Raw genomic sequence first — 16656 nt, 5'->3', positions numbered from 1 at the left:
AAATCTGTCCGTTCTCGTCTGCGGGGTTCTTGTGCCTCGCCCGTTCCTGCGCCACCATGACACCAGAGCGCGGAATATGGAAGATCAAGGAGGCGTCCCATGCCATCTCAACGTTTGAGTGTCGCCCTGACGCGGCGGTTGCCGGACCCGGTCGAGGCGCGCCTGTGCGAGTTGTTCGACACCACGCTGCGGGAAGATGACACGCCGATGACGCGCGAAGAGCTGACGGAGGCCGCGCGCAGCAGTGACGTGCTGGTGCCGACGCTGACCGACCGCATCGATGCGGGGCTGATCGGGCAGGCGGGCGACCGGCTTAAGCTGATCGCGAATTACGGCGCCGGCGTTGATCATATCGACGTGGCGACGGCGCGGCAGCGGGGAATCCTGGTATCGAACACGCCGGGGGTTTCGGCGGATGACACCGCCGACATGACCATTGCGCTGATCCTTGCCACGCTCAGGCGCATCCCCGAGGGGCTGGCGCTGATGCAATCGGGTGAATGGTCCGGCTGGTCACCCACGGCACTGATGGGCGGGCGCGTGTCCGGGCGGCGCCTGGGCATTCTGGGCCTTGGCCGGATCGGGCAGGCGGTGGCGAGGCGCGCCGCAGCCTTCGGGATGCAGGTCCATTACCACAATCGCAAGCGCCTGCGCCCCGAGACCGAAGAGGCGCTGGGGGCCACCTATTGGGAGAGCCTCGACCAGATGGTCGCGCGGATGGACGTGATCTCGGTCAACTGCCCACATACGCCCTCCACCTTCCATCTGATGAATGCCCGCCGCCTCAAGCTGATGAAGCCCGAGGCCGTGATCGTGAATACCTCGCGCGGCGAGGTGATTGACCAGAATGCGCTGACGCGGATGCTGCGTGCCGGTGAAATCGCGGGGGCGGGGCTGGACGTCTATGAGGATGCGGCCAATCCGCGCCTGCGCGAGATGAAAAATGTCGTCCTTCTGCCCCATATGGGTTCGGCCACTGTCGAAGGGCGGATCGAAATGGGCGAGAAGGTGCTGCTGAACATCAAGACCTGGGCGGATGGGCATCGCCCGCCCGATCAGGTCGTTCCGGCGATGCTGTGACATGCGCTGGCTGCTGATCGCCCTCGGCTGTGCCGCTTCGGCGGCGACGGCGCAGCAGGCCGCCGATGTGGTCGCGCCCGAGGTAGGCGCGTTCGAGATAGAGGCGGCGACGCGGCCGGTCACCGCCGATGACTGGATGATCGTCACCGCGCACCCGCTGGCCAGCCGGGCGGGCGCGCGCGTGCTGGGGCAGGGCGGAACCGCCGCGGATGCCATGATCGCCGCGCAACTGGTACTGGGTCTGGTCGAGCCGCAAAGCTCGGGCCTTGGTGGCGGTGCTTTCCTCGTCTGGTGGGACGCCAAGAAGGGGGCGTTGACCACGCTCGACGGGCGCGAAACGGCGCCGCAGGGCGCGACGCCGCTGCTTTTTCTGAATGATGCAGGCCAGCCCATGGGTTTCTTCGATGCCGTGGTCGGTGGCCGGTCGGTCGGGGTGCCGGGCACGCCTATGCTGCTCGGCGAGGCCCATGCGCGCTGGGGGCGGCTGGACTGGGAGGACCTTTTTACCGAGGCGCTAGACCATGCGCGCGAGGGGTTCGAGGTCACGCCCCGCATGGCCGCCTCAATTGCGGCCAATGCCGACACGCTGGACCGGTTCGCCGCCACGCGCGACTATTTCATGCCCGGCGGTCGGGTGCTGAAGGCGGGTGACCGGCTGCGCAACCCGGCCTATGCGCAAACGCTGGAAACCTTTGCCTCCGAGGGCCCCGCGCCTTTCTACACGGGCGACATCGCGCGCCGGATTACCCGCGCGGCGCAATCGGCGCCTGGCAATCCCGGGACGCTCGGGTTGCTGGACCTCGCGCTATACAGCGTCAAGGAGCGTCCCGCCGTTTGCGCGCCATATCGCGGCCATGACGTCTGCGGAATGGGGCCGCCCTCGTCCGGGGCGATTGCCGTGGGGCAAATCCTGGGCGCGCTCGAGCAATACGAGCTGGCGGCGCTTGGACCGGACGCGCCCGAGGCGCGGCGCCTGATCGGTGATGCCAGCCGCCTCGCCTTTGCCGACCGGGGCCGCTATGTTGCTGACCCCGATTTCGTGCCAGTCCCGACCGAGGGGATGCTGGACGAAGGATATCTGGCGCAGCGCGGCGCGCTCTTGCAGGGGGATGCGGCGCTGACGGACGTGGCGCCGGGGGCGCCCGAGTTCGACCACGCGCTGAACTGGGCAGATCATATTCCGGTCGAGATGCCCTCGACCTCGCATATCTCGATTGTCGATGGCTATGGCAATGCGCTCTCGATGACGACGACGATCGAGAACGCTTTTGGCTCGCGCCTCATGGCCGCCGGGTTTCTTCTGAACAACGAGCTGACGGATTTCAGCTTTTCCAGCCATGAGGGCGGCATGCCCATCGCCAATGCCGCCGCGCCGGGCAAACGGCCCCGCTCCTCCATGGCGCCGACGATTCTGCTCAAGGACGGTGCGCCGCGCCTTGTGCTGGGCAGCCCCGGGGGCAGCCGCATCATTCCCTACGTGACGAATGCCATCATCGCCCACCTCGACTGGGGGATGGACGTGCAGGCGATCACCGCCATGCCGCATGCCGTCAACCGCTTTGGCGTCTATGACCTTGAGGAGGGAACGGATGCCGAGGCGTTGGCGGGTCCCTTGCGGGACATGGGTTATGAAGTGGAGCTGCGCGGCCTAAACTCTGGTCTTCATGCCATCGCGATCGGCGAGGCGCTGACTGGCGGGGTCGATCCACGCCGCGAGGGTCTTGCGATCGGCGACTGAGGCCTGCGTCGCCATGCGGTTCGAAGCGCGTTACCTGCCGCCAAACTGCCGCGCGCATATCGCGAAAATGCCCGGTTTGCCCTGCACAGTGGCACCCGTGATGAGCGATGCGGAGATGCAGACATGAACTATTTCGCCGTCGGATTCGGTGTCGTCGCGCTGGCCGCATTGGGGGCCATCGACTATGCCAATCAGGCCAGCATCGCCGGTGCCGTCCCGAGCGGCTATTCGCCCGGCGCTTATATCGCCAGTTTTTCCGGACGGTTCGGGGATCGCTGTGTGGCTGGCAACGGCGCTGATTTGCCAGGAGGCAACCCGGATAGCCGCGCCGCAGGTGCCGAGGTGTTCCTGCCGGATGCGCCTGAAAGCTGGACGCGAAGCGCATGGCTCAAGCCTGATGGCAGTTCACGCGTCGCTCCGGACACGCCCCCCGCCAATCAGGGCTGGATCTATCAGCGTGGCGATTCGAGTATTGCGATCCGGGCAGAGCACGTCGTTGCGGGCGATGACTGCAACCAGTCGCGCTGGTTCTTTGGTAAATTGAAGAAGGTGGCACAGACGGCTGGTACCGGCTGGGCCGTCATTGGCGGCGCCGCCTATGGGCGCGTCTCGGACCGATTGGATGCCGATGACCCGATCATCACGCAGGCTGGCGCAGAGTATGGTTCATATGAAGCCGTGTTCGGGTTTGACGACATTGTCCGGATCCGCGTCGTCAGCACTGCTTCCGAGACCGATCTTCGCGCCCTTCTGTCTGCGGTCGACTATGACGGGCTGAATAATCTTCTAAGTCATCCATTGCCGTATTTCGGCAGCGCCGCACCTGATCTGCCGGTCGGTGTGCAGGCAAAGGTCGCCGACGTTTTGCTGCAGCTGCAGGCGGGGGTAGCCTTGGCCGACGGCGCGGCAGATCGCGAGGCGGTCATGGCAGCGCGACTCAGTGTGTTGCTCGCAGGCCGTGATGCTGAATCGGGTGCAGAGATCGAGCACGCGTTTACCGATGCCGCGCAAAACAAGCTAGCGCCCGTCGATCCTGCAACCAGACCCGCATCGGAGGCCGCATCCAAACCCCGCCGCCTGACCCTTTCGGGCGGCAAGGCCTGCCTCGACGGCTCGGCCAGCCGTTTTTGCCGCGATTGAGGCTGCGCCCCCTTGGAACATTTGCCGCGCTGCGCGAAACTGCGGCTGAGGATCGGTGGAGCGTTCGGGCGAATGAGCTATCTGGCAAAGTACATCGCAGTGGCGCTGGCAACGCCCTTGCTGATTGCGAGTCTTTCGGGCTGCACTCGGCCGCTGACCGAGAATGAGCGCCGCTTTGCCGCTGATGTGATCGGGCCGACGCTGGATGTGGACGCGGTGCGCGTTGCGCGCGGTTTTTCCCCGTTGCCGCCCGCGCGGCAGGTGCCCGATACATCCGATCTCTACCCGGTGATCGCCGAAAACACCGTCACTGGCCTTTGCACCCGCGCCGCGCCCGAGCCGCGCAGTGGCCCGCCGCCCGGCTGGGCGCTGTGGAACAGGGTGCATTTCAGCCGTGAATTTTACCGCGCCGATCTTGCGCCCGCCTGGCCGGTCGCCGCGCGCTTTCCCCAGGCGCTGGTCTTTGCGCATGAGCTGGTCCATGTCTGGCAATGGCAGAACCGCGATATCACCGGCTATCGTCCCACGCGCGCTGCGCTGGAAAGTCTGATGAACATGGACCCCTATTTCTACATGCCGGGCGAGGATGCCGGCTTTCTTGATTTCGGCTATGAACAGCAGGGCGCGCTTCTGGAGGACTACCTCTGCCACGCGCTCTACGATCCCGCCGCGCCCCGCCGGGCCGAGCTGCGTCCGCTTCTGGCGCCCTATTTTCCGATCGACCGGCTGGATGCGGCGCTGGGTCGCTGATGCAGTGTTGGGGCATGTCGGTTTCCGTCGCGCATAGGTCGGATGGGCCGCGCGCCACATCATGAAACTGATAGAACCGGGGCGAGAAATGCCTTTCGGAGTCGCAGCGCATGAAAACCACAGTCAAAGCCCTTGTCGTCGGTGGCGGTGCCGTCGGCACGTCCATCGCCTACCACCTTGCCAAGGCGGGCTGGGACGACGTGATGCTGCTCGAGCGGGACGAGCTGACCTCCGGCAGCACGTGGCACGCGGCGGGCCTTCTGCCCTATTTCAACATGAGCTATGCGACGACGCATATCCATGACTATTCGATCAAGTTCTACAAGACGCTCGAGGAGGAAACCGGCCTCAACGCGGGCTTTGCCGTGGTCGGCAACCTGCGCATGGCCCAGACCGAAGAGCGCATGGACGAATACCGCCTCTACGCCTCGACCGCCGAGACCTGCGGCGTGCCCTATGAGTGGATGACGCCCGACGAGATCAAGGCGAAATGGCCGTTGATCCGAACCGAGGACCTCAAGGGCGCGCTCTATCACCAGACCGACGGCTACATTAACCCGGCCGATGTTACCATGGCGATGGCCAAGGGTGCGCGCCAGCGCGGCGTGATGATCGAGCGTAAATGGCAGGCCGACGCATTCCATTGGAACGGCGACGCGTGGGAAGTCACCGCGACCAAGATGGTCGAGAAGGGCGGCAACCTCGTGCCCTCGGACGAGCAGATCGTGATCACTGCCGAGCATGTCGTGACCGCAAGCGGAAACCACGCGCAGCGCACCGCGAAAATGCTGGGCATCAAGATGCCCGCGATCCCGGTCGAGCATCAGTTCATCGTGATGGACAGCGACCCCGAGCTGGTCAAATTCCGCGCAGAAGGCAACCCCGAGCATCCCGTGATCCGCGACGCCGACGCGCAAAGCTATGTGCGCGAGGAGCGCGGTGGCTGGATCCTTGGGGTGTATGAGCCGAACGCGCCCGCGCGGTTCGAGCATGGCGTGCCCGACAGCTTCCGCGCGGACCTGTTCCAGCTCGATCTGGAGCGGATCGAGGACCAGTACATGGCGATGAACCATCGCATCCCAAGTTGCGAGGAATGCGGGCTCAAGGACGATTTCAACGGCCCGATCTGCTACACCCCTGACGGGAACCCGCTGGTTGGCCCCGCGCCGGGCCTGCGCAACATGTGGCTGGCCGAAGGCTTCAGCTTTGGCATCACGGCGGCGGGTGGCACCGGCTATTATCTTGCCCAGATGATGGTGGATGGCGAGGCCGAGATCGACATGGCGTCGCTCGATCCCAAGCGCTATTCGTCGGGTTGGATGACCACCGAATTCGCCGCGCGCAAGAATGAGGAGTGCTACGAGCACGTCTATATCCTCCACCACCCGGATGAGGAGCGTCCAGCCTGCCGCCCCCTGCGCACAGCGCCCGCGTATGAGCGCCAAAAGGCACGCGGCGCGCAGTTCGGCTTCGTCAATGGCTGGGAGCGGCCCAACTATTACGGCCCCTTGGAGGCGCCCGAGAATTTCGACCACGACGCGCGCAGCTTCCGCCGTGGCGGCTGGTGGGACTATGCTGTGGCCGAGGCCAAGGCAATCCGTGAGGGCGTCGGCCTGATCGACGCGACGGCCTTCTCCAAGCATGTGATCAAAGGGCCGGGCGCGACCCAGTTTCTCGACTGGTTCACCTGCAACAAGCTGCCGAAAATCGGCCGGATCAACCTGACCTATGCACTGACGGCTCATGGCACGACGCGGACGGAATACACCATCGTGCGCACCGGTGAGAACGCCTATTACCTCGTTTCCGCCGGTGCCTGGACCGAGTATGACGCCGATTTCCTGCGCAAGGCTGCCGAGGACAAGATGGAGGATTTCGGCTACATCGAGATCCAGGACGTGACCAGCCAATGGGGCGTCTTCGCCATCGCCGGGCCAAAATCGCGCGATGTGCTGAAGGACATCGTCGTCGATGCCGATCCCTCAACCGCCCTGTCGAACAAACGTTTTCCCTGGCTTAGCGCCCGCCAAATTGAGCTGGGCATGTGCCCCGTCAACGCGATCCGCGTCGCCTATACCGGCGAGTTGGGTTGGGAGCTGCATCACCCGATCGAGATGCAGAACTACCTCTTCGATCTGCTGGAAAAGGCGGGCGAGAAGCACGGCATGAAGCTGGTCGGGGCGCGCGCCCAGAACTGGCTGCGCCAGGAAAAGAGCTATCGCGCCTTCGGCAACGAGCTGGGCCGCGATGCGACCCCTCTCGAGGCCGATCTGCCGCGCTTCGTCGATCTGGAGAAGGAGTTCCACGGCAAGGAGGCGATGATCGAAACGGGCGTGCGCGCGAAATGTGCGACCTTCCTCATCGACGGGCCGGACGATGCCGACCCCTGGGGCCGCGAAGTTCTCTATACCGCAGATGGCGAGCGCGTCGGCCGCCTGACCTCGGGCGGCTATTCGGTCGCTTTCGGCAAGAGCATCGGGATGGGCTACATCAAGCCCGAACTGGTCGTGCCGGGGACCGTTCTGAAGGTCAAGATCATGGACAAGCTCTGGGATGCGACCGTGACCGAAGACAGCCCCTATGATCCGAAGAACGAGGTCATCCGTAAAGATGGCTGAGGGGAAGGGCCGGTTTTCGGCCCTCGTCCTGCTCCTGATCGCCGCGCTGTCCCTCGGCGCGGCGATCTTTCATGACAGAAACCCGTTGGCGGAAGAGGCCGGCGAGTATGCCGAATCCATCGCCAAGGTCAGCGCCGCGACCTACGTGACACTGCGGACGCTGAACGCACTCCTTTCGACCGCCCAGGAGGTGGAGGTTGGCGCATCGGTTGGTGTGTCGGGCAATTTCCAGCCCGGCAAGGTCCTCGAGCCGATTGACGACACGATCGAGCGCATCGCGGCGACGGTTTTCTCGATCATGCTGGTATCCGGCCTGCTGGCGGTGGCGATGGGGCCGGTCGGAGCCGTGGGCGGAGCGATGATCGCGGCGGCCTGCCTGCTGATGCTGATAGGCCACCGACTGCCCTTGCGGCCCGGCGCGCGCAAACTGGGTGTCATGGGCGCTGTGCTGACGCTGGGCCTGCCGCTTTGCCTGATGGCGTCCGACTGGCTGGCCGTTCCGCTGACTGGCTCCGTTTTGATCCGGCATCAGGCCGTCATCGATGACATCGTCGCTGATGTGCCCGAAGTGGCTCCCGAGCCGCTCGAAAGCGCGCTTGAGGAGCCGGGTATGCTGAGCGGTTTGCGGGATCGTTTCAGTGCAGGTGTCGATTACGTGGCCAGCGGACAGCAAGTTTTGGCGCAGGCGCGCGATGTCGTGACGAACGCCGACGAGATCATTTCCAGCTATCTGTCCATCCTGGCCGTGCTGATTTTCCGAACCTTTCTGCTACCGGCGCTTCTGCTGACCGCCGTCTGGATGATCGCGCAGAGTTATGTGCGCGGCTGACCGCGAAATGGCCAAAAGGACAAAAATCGTCACCGCTGCGTAAAATTATCAAAGAAAAATTTGGCCTGCCCGATATGTCGCACTAGTTCGCATCACATAGATGTGAAAGCGAAAGGATATTTCATGAAGCGCCGCTCAATTATCAAATCATTCGCCGCCGCCGGTATGCTCGCCGCCGTGGGTGCCTGCGCCCAGATGGACGATGGCGATGACATCGTCGATATTGCCTCGTCAAACCCGCAGTTCTCTACTCTGACCGCCGCCATCGGCGCGGCCGGCCTGACGGACACGCTGCGCGGGCCGGGCCCCTTCACCGTGTTCGCGCCGACCGACGCGGCCTTCGATGCGCTGCCGGCCGGCACGCTAGACATGCTGCTGATGCCCGAGAACAAGGACAAGCTGGCGTCGATCCTGACCTATCACGTCGTTCCGGGTGCGGTCACATCTGACCAGATCCTCGGCCAGCGCATGAACGTGACGACCGTTCAGGGCGGCACGGTTCTCGTTGATGGCACGGGCGGCAAGTATGGTGCGGCTGTGAAGGTGAACGATGCCAACGTGACCAATGCAGACATTCTGGCGACGAATGGCGTCATCCATGTGATCGACAAGGTTCTGCTGCCGTAAGCGCTTCAGACGCTCGAATTGAAAAGCCCGGCGGTTCATGACCGGCGGGCTAATTTTTTGCCATTAGACAAGCATGATCGCCGTGTCGTGCAATCCGTTTCTGTGATGTCACCCGCCCTTCATATAGGGCATGAGGACCACTTCGCTATCCGGCTTCACCTCGGTGAACCACGAGTTGCGATAGACCAGACCGTCGACCGCGAGGCTGACCCCGCGGTCAATTTGCGGCTTCAGCGCCGGATGCTTCTCGGCCAGAGCATCCAGCAACTCCTTGAAGTTGCTGGCCTCGACCTCGACCGTTTCCTGACCGTCCGCCAGATCGCGCAGAGAGCCCCAGAGTTTCACCTGCACCATGGCACTTACGCTTTGGCCATGATCGCCTTGAGGATCTTGGGCGGCGACATGGGCAATTCATGCAGGCGCACGCCGACGGCGCGGCTGACAGCGTTCGAGAGCGCGGCGAGGGGCGGCACGATGGGTGTCTCGCCCACGCCGCGCACGCCATAAGGATGGCCGGGGTTCGGGATTTCCAGGATCACCGTATCGATATTGGGCAGGTCCGACGCCACCGGGATGCGGTAGTCGAGGAAGCCCGCATTCTGCAGCTTGCCATCTTCGCCATAAATATATTCCTCGTTCAACGCCCAGCCGATGCCCTGCACGGCGCCGCCCTGCATCTGGCCCTCCACGTAGTCTGGATGCACCGCCTTGCCCGCGTCCTGAAACACGGTGTAGCGCAGGACCTTGGTGGCGCCCGTCTCGGGGTCCACTTCGACATCCGCGAGATGAACGCCAAAGCTGACGCCCGCGCCCTCGGCATTGACCTCGTGATGCCCCGCGATCGGCCCGCCGGTCTCCGACGATATGGCGGCGATCTCGGCCAGTGTCATCGGCTCGAAATTACCTGCGTTCGGCCCGGAAGGCTTGGCGCAGCCATCCTCCCAGAGGACGGCCTCCTCGTCGATGCCCCAGATCTTGGCGACGCGCCCGCACATGACGCGGATCGCGGCGCGGGCGGCCTTGATCGTGGCAAGGCCCACGGCAAAGGTCACGCGGCTGCCATCGGTCACATCGTTCTGGCCAAGGCTCGCGGTGTCGGTGATGGTGGTGCGCACCTTGTCATAAGGCACGCCCAGCTCCTCGGCGGCCATCATGCTGATAGACGCGCGGCTGCCGCCGATATCTGGATTCCCCTCTGTCACGCTGACCGTGCCATCGGCGTTGATGGCGAGGGAGACCGAGGTATTGCCGCCAAAATTGAACCAGAAGCCGCAAGAGAGGCCGCGCCCCTGATTCTCGCCCAAGGGGGCGTGGTAGTGCTCATGCTCCTTGGCCGCCTCGAGCGTCGCCTTGAGGCCAATCTGGTCGAATGTCACGCCATAGGATGCCTTGGTGCCTGCATCGGCGGCATTGAGGATACGCACGTCCAGCGGATCCAGGTCCAGCTTCTGGCAGAGCTCGTCCACGACGCTCTCGACCGCGTAGATCGCCATCGGCGCACCGGGGGCGCGGTAGGCGGCTTCCTTGGGGCGGTTGGTCAGCGTGTTCCAGCCCTGGGTGCGCACCGCTTCGAGGTCATAGGCGGCAAAAGCCGCCTGCGCGCCCATATCGACAGTCTCGCAGGGGAAGGCGCCGCCCTGATAGCGCAGCTGCGCGTCGGCGGCCGTGATGCGGCCGTCATTGGTCATGCCGATGCGGACATCCATCGAGGATGACACTGTGGGACCTGTCGCGCGGAATACATCCACGCGGCTCATAACGATCTTGACCGGGCGCCCGCATTTGCGGCTGAGCGCCAGCGCGACCGGCTCGATGAAGACGGTGGTTTTGCCGCCGAAACCGCCGCCGATCTCTGACGCGGTCACGCGCAGCTGGCTGCCCTCCATACCCATGATCCCCGAGCAAAGATCGCGCACATTATACTGGCCCTGGGTGGTACACCACAGGTCCGCCTTGCCGTCATTGCCGTAGGAGGCCAGACAGGCATGCGGTTCGATGTAACCTTGGTGGGTGGCGGCGGTGGTAAAGCTGCGCTCGATGATCTTGTCGGCGCGCGCAAAGCCCGCCTCGAGATCGCCATGCCCGAATTCGCAGTAATGCGTGACGTTGGGGCCTGCGCCTGCGGGTACGCTCTCGTCCGCGCGGGCCTCTTGCACCACGGGCGCGTCCGGCTTAATCGCCTCGTCCACGTCTGTCACATGGGGCAGGGGCGTGTAGTCGACCTTTATCAGCTTCAGCGCCTTCTTGGCGGTCGCCATGTCCTTGGCCGCCACGGCAGCAACGGCATGTCCATCATAAAGTGTCTTGCCCCGCGCCAGGCAGTTGTCCTGCACGTCGCGCAGGAAATCATCCTCTGGCACGCCCCAATCGGCCGCGGTCACCACGGCCTTTACGCCGGGCAGGGCCAGCGCGTCGGAGGCGTCGATGCTGTTGATGGTGGCATGGGCATGCGGGCTGCGCAGGATGAGGCCCACCAGCATACCCGGAACGTTGAAATCAGCGCCATAGAGCGCGCGACCCGTCACCTTGTCGACCCCGTCGGGGCGCGGCACGCGGGTGCCGACGATCTTGAAATCAGCCTTGGTCTTGGATTGGAAGTTCATGTCATGCGCCTCTCATGTCGGCGGCTGCGATCTGAACAGCCTTGATGATCTTGTCATAGCCGGTGCAGCGGCAAAGATTGCCGGCCAGCCAATAGCGGACCTCCTCGTCGGTAGGATCGGGATTGCGCTCCAGCAGGGTCTTGGCGGCAACGAGGATGCCGGGTGTGCAGATCCCGCATTGCAGCGCCGCATGGTCGATGAACGCCTGTTGCAGGGGATGCAGACCCTCACCGATGGCCATGCCCTCGACGGTCTTGATCTCGGCGCCTTCGGCCTCGGCGCCCAGCACGAGGCAGGCGCAGACAAGGCGCCCGTCCATCTCGACTGTGCAGGCACCGCAATCGCCGGTGCCGCAACCTTCCTTGGCTCCGCTGAGGCCAAGGCGGTTGCGCAAGCTGTCCAGCAGCGTTTCCTCGGGGGCGCAGACGAATTCGGCCTCATCGCCGTTGATGGTGGTGGATACGTGGATGTTCTTCATGTCGGTCTCTCCCGGCCCTTATGAGCCTCGAATGTCAAATGGCCTCAGGCGCGCGCGGTGGCGCGCTCCATGGCGATGCGGGCGGCGCGCTTGGCCAGGACGCCCGCGACGGTAGTGCGGAACTCGGCGGTGCCGCGCTTGTCGTCGATGGGATTGCAGGCAGCTTCGCAAGCACGCACCAGCGCGGCGATGGCCGGATCCTCCAGTTTGGAGCCGATGATCGCCTCCGCCGCCTCCGGCACCAGGGCGACCTTTGGGCCAACCGCCCCCAAGGCCACGCGGGCGGATTTGATCGTGCCGTCGCTGCCGAGCTCGATGCTCACGCCCGCCGAGGCGACGGCGATGTCCATCTCGGTGCGCGGGATAAAGCGCAGATAGGCATCCGCCGCGCCGTTGGGACGGGCGGGCAGAAAGATGGACGAGACGAATTCGCCCTTGCCCAGCGACGTCTTGCCCGGGCTGACGGGGATATCCTCGACCGGGCAGTCGCGCGGGCCATCCGGCCCCTCGATCCGCGCCACGGCGGCGGCGGCGATCATCGCGGGCACCGAATCTGCAGCGGGCGAGCCGTTGCAGAGGTTGCCGGCCATCGTGCAACGCCCCTGCACCTGTGTCGAGCCGATCAGCTCGCACGCCTCAACCACGCCGGGCCACAGCGCACGGGCGCCCTCATGCTCGCCCAGACGCAGGCCTGAAACAGCCGCGCCAATGCGCAGGCCACCCTCTTCCTCGGTGATGTCGGTTATACCGCTCAAATGCTTGATATCGACGACCGTATCGGGCTCGATCATCCCCGAGCGGAGTTGAACCAGAAGGTCGGTCCCGCCGCCAAGGATACGTGCGGCGCCCTCGCTGCGGGCGAGGATGTCCGACACTTCGGCTGCGGTTTGCGGTTTCATGTATTGCATAGCTGGCTCCATGGCTTGCGCACTGGGATTTATACCCAAGTAAACCCCAATCAAAGCGCGCCCGCAATGACTGGCCGCGCGAATCTTCGGGGGCGCCTGCAGCGTGAGGGGCAGGGCGCTGAGGCGCAATCGTTCACGGGATATCTTGCATGGCGCGCAGCCGCGCCATACGGGTGGGCGGGGTGACGCGGCGAAAAGGAAACGGGCGCAAGGGCATGGGCGACGTTTGGGATGGCATGGTGCAGGCGGTCTGGCTGATTCGTAGCCTCGATCCTGACCTCTACGAGATCGCGTGGCGCAGCCTGCGCGTGACCGGCACCGCCTTGGTCATCGCCTGCGTGATCGCGCTGCCCCTAGCGGCCCTGCTGTCGGTGCAGCGGTTTCGATGGCGCCGCAGCACGATCGCGATCCTCAACGCGCTGATGGGCCTGCCGCCCGTGGTGGTGGGCTTGATCGTCTATGTGCTGCTGTCGCGGTCGGGGCCTTTCGGCGTTCTGGGCCTCCTTTTCACGCCGACGGCGATGATCGTCGCGCAGGTTGTCATCATCGTGCCCCTCATTGCCTCGATCGCGCATCAGTCGCTGCGTGATCTCTGGGCCGAGTATCACGACCTGCTGATTTCGATGAACGCCACGCGCGGCCAGCGCATCACGGCGCTGCTTTATGATGGACGCCGCGCCTTGCTGACGGCGGGGCTGGCGGGTTTTGGCCGGGGCGTGGGCGAGGTGGGCGCAATCATGATTGTCGGCGGTAATATCGACCATGCCACGCGGGTCATGACCACGGCCATCGCGCTGGAAACCGGCAAGGGGAATTTCGCGCTGGCACTGGCGCTGGGATTCATCCTGATCGCGCTGTCGATCGTGATCAACCTCGCCATCCACGCGCTCAGCCGGACCGAGACGGAGGGCCGGTGGTGAGCGCGCTATTACCTCTCTCCATGACGGACGGCGCCGTGCATCGGCGCGGCAAGCGTCTGATCGGCCCCATCGACATGGATATCGGCGGGCAGGGAGTCACGGTGGTAATCGGCCCCAACGGGGCGGGCAAGTCGACCCTGCTCAAGGCGCTGCACGGGCTCGAGCGGCTGAGCGAGGGACATATCACCTGGTCCTGCCCGCGCGGCGAGGCGCTGCACCGGCAGGCCTTCGTCTTTCAAACGCCGGTCATGCTGCGCCGTTCGGTGCTGGACAATTTGGCCTATCCGCTGCGCCTTGCGGGCACGCCGCGCCGCGCGGCGCGCGAGGCGGCGGCGGGCTGGTGCGCGCGCATCGGCCTCGAGGGGATGGAGGCCCGCGCGGCCACGGTCCTTTCGGGCGGCGAGAAGCAGAAGCTGGCCCTCGCCCGCGCCCTGGTCACAGCGCCTGAGCTTTTGTTCCTCGACGAGCCGTCGGCCTCGCTCGACGGGCGCGCCACGCGCGAGATCGAGACGCTTTTGGCCCTTGCCACCGAAGCGGGAACACGTATCGTCATGGCGACACATGACATGGGGCAGGCCCGGCGCCTGGCCCGTGAGGTGATATTTCTGCGCGGCGGCAAAATCCATGAGACCGGACCCGCTCGCGCCTTTTTCGATACACCCACCACGGAGGCCGCGCGCGCCTTTCTGGCAGGCGATATCGTTGAATGACCTTCAGCTTGAACGACCCTCAGACATGAGACGACGAAAAGGAGTTACCCAGATGCGTAAATTCACCCTTGCAGTGGCGCTGATGCTTGGCAGTGCGGCGGCAACCGCCCCGGCACAGGCCGAAGAGATGAAGATGGCCGTCACGACCAGCTTCCACAATTCCGGCCTTGCCGAAGTGCTCTTGCCCGAGATCCTCAAGGATACCGGCATTGACGTGCAACTTCTGGTCGTCGGCACCGGCCAGGCGATCAAGCTGGGCGAGGCGGGCGATGTGGATGCGATCCTTGTCCATGCGCGCGCCGCCGAGGAGAAATTCGTCGAGGCGGGTCACGGCACCCATCGCCGCGAGATTATGTATAATGATTTCGTTCTGGTCGGCCCCGAGGCCGATCCGGCGGGCATCAAGGGTGCGGGCAGCGCCGCCGAGGCGCTGGAGGCCATCGCTGAGGCCGACGCGCCTTTCGTCAGCCGCGGCGATGACAGCGGCACCCACAAGAAAGAGCTGAGCCTATGGAGCGCGGCCGGGCTCAAGCCGGATGCGGAGGGCGACTGGTACAAGGAGATTGGCGCCGGCATGGGCGCCGCGCTGAATACGGCCGCGGGGATCAACGCCTATATCATGTCCGACAGGGCCAGCTGGCTGAATTTCGGCAACAAGGCCGATCTGGCACTGCTCTATTCGGGCGATCCGCTGCTCTTTAATCAATACGCCTACCTGCCGGTGGATCCGGACAAGGGCGACTACATCAAGAGCGATCTGGCCGAGGAGCTGGAGGTCTGGCTGACCAGCGCGCGCGCCAAGGAGCTGATTGACGGCTACCGCATCGCGGGCGAGCAGCTTTTTACCTTCAATGCCGAGATGACGGATATGTCCAAGGCGGCCGAGTAAGTGCGGCGGACGGCGATCCGGTGATGGAGATGAAACGGCGCGCCTGAGGGTCGCGCCGTTTTTGATTCCGATTTGTGGCTGTGGCTAGCCGCCGTTCTCAGAATAGGCTCGCCACCGGCGCCCCGGGGGCCAGATCCATCTCGCGGCGCAGTTGCGCACGGGCGCGGGCGAGGCGGGACATCACGGTGTTCTTGCCGCAGCCCGTTTGCCCGGCCAGCGCCGCAGGGCTGGTCTCGCCCGCGATGACCAGCGCGATGAGCGCGGCCTGATCTCTCGGCAGGCGCGCGATGGCCTCCTGCAGATCCGACAGCGCGAGGCTGGCAAAAACCTCGGGCTCGGTGCTCGGGGCGTCCTCGTCCTCCAGCGGAAGATGCGGCGCGCGGCGCAGGCCCTGGCGATAGAGATTGCGCAGCGCGGCACGCGCGTAGGCGCGTAGATCCTCGATCTCGGCCATCTCGCCGCGCCGGCGCCAAAGGCGCAAAAGCGTTTCTTGAGCCAGGTCCTGGGCCTCGGCCTCGCTATCGGCGAGGCGGCGGGCCAGACGCATCAAGTCGGGATGCAGTGCGACCATGACATGGGTCGAACAGGCTGGTTCTTCTGAAAGGAGTGGCAGGTTGGGCAGCATCGGACAGACCTCTTGTTGAGACGATATCTATCTACAGTCGCAGCATTTTTTCTCTAGGCAATCCGGGGTCTTTCCGCCGATAGGGCCAAATCGGCCTTTTTGCGCGGAGGCGCGCCGATTGCGATCGCGTCATCGGCGCCGCGCCGCCAATGGCGCGAATGCGGTGAATGTGACGGGACGCGATTGCCATTAGCCGCGTCTTGTTAGGTGAAGCGGGCGATGAGGCCTCTTCCCAAGATGACTTGATAATCAGGAGATATCACATGACCAAATATATCGCACTCGCACTCGGCATGGGCGCAATGGCAACGACCGCATTCGCGGAAATGTCGGCCATGGACACCAACGCCGATGGCATGCTGACGATGGAAGAGGTTCAGGCAGCCTATCCCGACATGACCGCCGAGCAGTTCAGTGAAATCGACTCGAACGGCGACGGCGCCGTTGACGATGCCGAATTGACGGCAGCGACGGACGCTGGCCTGCTTCCGGCCAGCTAAACCGGGCTGACTCTGCCTGGCTGGCCGCAACGCTGGCTGGACAGTGCGTTTTCCCCCGGTGAGTTTCTTCTCCAACAAACACGGCCACCGGGGGAAGGTGGCCGCAGGGCAGGCATCCCAAGGGCTTGCTCTGCGGCGCTGGACGACATGGCATGAATCAGAAAAACGGCGCGGCCTGAATTGGGCGCGCCGTTTTCGCTATTCGTGAGGGTCCCAAGTTTCGCCTCGAGGCGGTCCGCCG

Annotated in this window: 16 protein-coding genes; 11 read left to right on the top strand and 5 right to left on the bottom strand. The window is 64.6% G+C overall.

Annotated features, from left to right (window positions below; translation table 11 throughout):
- The first annotated feature begins 99 nt into the window (after window positions 1-99).
- The 7 genes from ACEWPM_RS01685 (at window position 100) to ACEWPM_RS01655 (ending at window position 8782) form a co-directional block, all read left to right on the top strand.
- The gene (locus tag ACEWPM_RS01685; RefSeq protein WP_393960744.1) at window positions 100-1080 is read left to right on the top strand and encodes a 2-hydroxyacid dehydrogenase; all 981 of its coding nucleotides are present in this window, start codon (window positions 100-102) and stop codon (window positions 1078-1080) included.
- A gap of 1 nt (window position 1081) precedes the next feature.
- A complete protein-coding gene (gene ggt / locus ACEWPM_RS01680; RefSeq protein WP_393960743.1) occupies window positions 1082-2818 on the top strand; it encodes a gamma-glutamyltransferase in 1737 nt (578 codons plus the stop codon).
- Between the two features lie 123 nt (window positions 2819-2941).
- Window positions 2942-3958, top strand: a complete 1017-nt coding sequence (locus tag ACEWPM_RS01675; protein WP_393960742.1) for a hypothetical protein — start codon at window positions 2942-2944, stop codon at window positions 3956-3958.
- A gap of 72 nt (window positions 3959-4030) precedes the next feature.
- A complete protein-coding gene (locus tag ACEWPM_RS01670; protein WP_393960741.1) occupies window positions 4031-4708 on the top strand; it encodes a hypothetical protein in 678 nt (225 codons plus the stop codon).
- Window positions 4709-4818: 110 nt separating this feature from the next.
- Window positions 4819-7326, top strand: a complete 2508-nt coding sequence (locus tag ACEWPM_RS01665; RefSeq protein ID WP_393960740.1) for a GcvT family protein — start codon at window positions 4819-4821, stop codon at window positions 7324-7326.
- Window positions 7319-8155, top strand: coding sequence for a hypothetical protein (locus tag ACEWPM_RS01660; protein ID WP_393960739.1), 837 nt, complete (start codon window positions 7319-7321; stop codon window positions 8153-8155). Before ACEWPM_RS01665 ends, ACEWPM_RS01660 begins: the two co-directional genes overlap by 8 nt.
- A gap of 123 nt (window positions 8156-8278) precedes the next feature.
- Window positions 8279-8782, top strand: coding sequence for a fasciclin domain-containing protein (locus tag ACEWPM_RS01655; protein WP_393960738.1), 504 nt, complete (start codon window positions 8279-8281; stop codon window positions 8780-8782).
- Window positions 8783-8890: 108 nt separating this feature from the next.
- Here ACEWPM_RS01655 and ACEWPM_RS01650 read toward each other — a convergent pair whose 3' ends face one another.
- Genes ACEWPM_RS01650 through ACEWPM_RS01635 form a run of 4 tightly spaced genes read right to left on the bottom strand, consistent with a single transcriptional unit; the run spans window position 8891 to window position 12771 of the window.
- Entirely contained in the window at window positions 8891-9136 is a 246-nt protein-coding gene (locus ACEWPM_RS01650; RefSeq protein WP_393960737.1) for a MoaD/ThiS family protein, read from the bottom strand.
- Between the two features lie 5 nt (window positions 9137-9141).
- Window positions 9142-11385, bottom strand: a complete 2244-nt coding sequence (locus ACEWPM_RS01645) for a xanthine dehydrogenase family protein molybdopterin-binding subunit (protein ID WP_393960736.1) — start codon at window positions 11383-11385, stop codon at window positions 9142-9144.
- Window position 11386: 1 nt separating this feature from the next.
- The gene (locus tag ACEWPM_RS01640) at window positions 11387-11863 is read right to left on the bottom strand and encodes a (2Fe-2S)-binding protein (protein ID WP_393960735.1); all 477 of its coding nucleotides are present in this window, start codon (window positions 11861-11863) and stop codon (window positions 11387-11389) included.
- Window positions 11864-11907: 44 nt separating this feature from the next.
- On the bottom strand, window positions 11908-12771 hold the full coding sequence (locus tag ACEWPM_RS01635; RefSeq protein ID WP_393960734.1) for an FAD binding domain-containing protein: 864 nt from the start codon (window positions 12769-12771) through the stop codon (window positions 11908-11910).
- 215 nt (window positions 12772-12986) lie between these two features.
- On the opposite strand from ACEWPM_RS01635, the gene ACEWPM_RS01630 reads away from it, so the two are divergent.
- From ACEWPM_RS01630 to ACEWPM_RS01620, 3 genes are read left to right on the top strand one after another with little or no spacing between them, the layout of a single operon-like run.
- Complete coding sequence (locus ACEWPM_RS01630) at window positions 12987-13691, top strand: ABC transporter permease (protein WP_393960996.1); 705 nt, start codon at window positions 12987-12989, stop codon at window positions 13689-13691.
- 20 nt (window positions 13692-13711) lie between these two features.
- Window positions 13712-14401, top strand: coding sequence for an ATP-binding cassette domain-containing protein (locus ACEWPM_RS01625; protein WP_393960995.1), 690 nt, complete (start codon window positions 13712-13714; stop codon window positions 14399-14401).
- A 52-nt stretch (window positions 14402-14453) separates the two neighbouring features.
- On the top strand, window positions 14454-15290 hold the full coding sequence (locus ACEWPM_RS01620) for an ABC transporter substrate-binding protein (RefSeq protein ID WP_393960733.1): 837 nt from the start codon (window positions 14454-14456) through the stop codon (window positions 15288-15290).
- 97 nt (window positions 15291-15387) lie between these two features.
- On the opposite strand, the gene ACEWPM_RS01615 is transcribed toward ACEWPM_RS01620, so the two are convergent.
- On the bottom strand, window positions 15388-15915 hold the full coding sequence (locus tag ACEWPM_RS01615) for an RNA polymerase sigma factor (RefSeq protein WP_393960732.1): 528 nt from the start codon (window positions 15913-15915) through the stop codon (window positions 15388-15390).
- 263 nt (window positions 15916-16178) lie between these two features.
- On the opposite strand from ACEWPM_RS01615, the gene ACEWPM_RS01610 reads away from it, so the two are divergent.
- On the top strand, window positions 16179-16415 hold the full coding sequence (locus ACEWPM_RS01610) for an EF-hand domain-containing protein (RefSeq protein ID WP_393960731.1): 237 nt from the start codon (window positions 16179-16181) through the stop codon (window positions 16413-16415).
- The last annotated feature ends 241 nt before the right edge of the window (window positions 16416-16656 follow it).

It is taken from the genome of Roseovarius maritimus (genome assembly GCF_043355895.2).
Classification (GTDB): domain Bacteria; phylum Pseudomonadota; class Alphaproteobacteria; order Rhodobacterales; family Rhodobacteraceae; genus Roseovarius; species Roseovarius maritimus.
This window is presented reverse-complemented; position numbering and strand designations above follow the sequence as displayed.

Excerpts from the sequence above, each read along its gene's own strand:
- ACEWPM_RS01685 (WP_393960744.1), top strand. The coding sequence starts at position 100 with ATGCCATCTCAACGTTTGAGTGTCGCCCTGACGCGGCGGTTGCCGGAC.
- ggt (WP_393960743.1), top strand. The coding sequence starts at position 1,082 with ATGCGCTGGCTGCTGATCGCCCTCGGCTGTGCCGCTTCGGCGGCGACG.
- ACEWPM_RS01675 (WP_393960742.1), top strand. The coding sequence starts at position 2,942 with ATGAACTATTTCGCCGTCGGATTCGGTGTCGTCGCGCTGGCCGCATTG.
- ACEWPM_RS01670 (WP_393960741.1), top strand. The coding sequence starts at position 4,031 with ATGAGCTATCTGGCAAAGTACATCGCAGTGGCGCTGGCAACGCCCTTG.
- ACEWPM_RS01665 (WP_393960740.1), top strand. The coding sequence starts at position 4,819 with ATGAAAACCACAGTCAAAGCCCTTGTCGTCGGTGGCGGTGCCGTCGGC.
- ACEWPM_RS01660 (WP_393960739.1), top strand. The coding sequence starts at position 7,319 with ATGGCTGAGGGGAAGGGCCGGTTTTCGGCCCTCGTCCTGCTCCTGATC.
- ACEWPM_RS01655 (WP_393960738.1), top strand. The coding sequence starts at position 8,279 with ATGAAGCGCCGCTCAATTATCAAATCATTCGCCGCCGCCGGTATGCTC.
- ACEWPM_RS01650 (WP_393960737.1), bottom strand. The coding sequence starts at position 9,136 with ATGGTGCAGGTGAAACTCTGGGGCTCTCTGCGCGATCTGGCGGACGGT.
- ACEWPM_RS01645 (WP_393960736.1), bottom strand. The coding sequence starts at position 11,385 with ATGAACTTCCAATCCAAGACCAAGGCTGATTTCAAGATCGTCGGCACC.
- ACEWPM_RS01640 (WP_393960735.1), bottom strand. The coding sequence starts at position 11,863 with ATGAAGAACATCCACGTATCCACCACCATCAACGGCGATGAGGCCGAA.
- ACEWPM_RS01635 (WP_393960734.1), bottom strand. The coding sequence starts at position 12,771 with ATGCAATACATGAAACCGCAAACCGCAGCCGAAGTGTCGGACATCCTC.
- ACEWPM_RS01630 (WP_393960996.1), top strand. The coding sequence starts at position 12,987 with ATGGGCGACGTTTGGGATGGCATGGTGCAGGCGGTCTGGCTGATTCGT.
- ACEWPM_RS01625 (WP_393960995.1), top strand. The coding sequence starts at position 13,712 with ATGACGGACGGCGCCGTGCATCGGCGCGGCAAGCGTCTGATCGGCCCC.
- ACEWPM_RS01620 (WP_393960733.1), top strand. The coding sequence starts at position 14,454 with ATGCGTAAATTCACCCTTGCAGTGGCGCTGATGCTTGGCAGTGCGGCG.
- ACEWPM_RS01615 (WP_393960732.1), bottom strand. The coding sequence starts at position 15,915 with ATGCTGCCCAACCTGCCACTCCTTTCAGAAGAACCAGCCTGTTCGACC.
- ACEWPM_RS01610 (WP_393960731.1), top strand. The coding sequence starts at position 16,179 with ATGACCAAATATATCGCACTCGCACTCGGCATGGGCGCAATGGCAACG.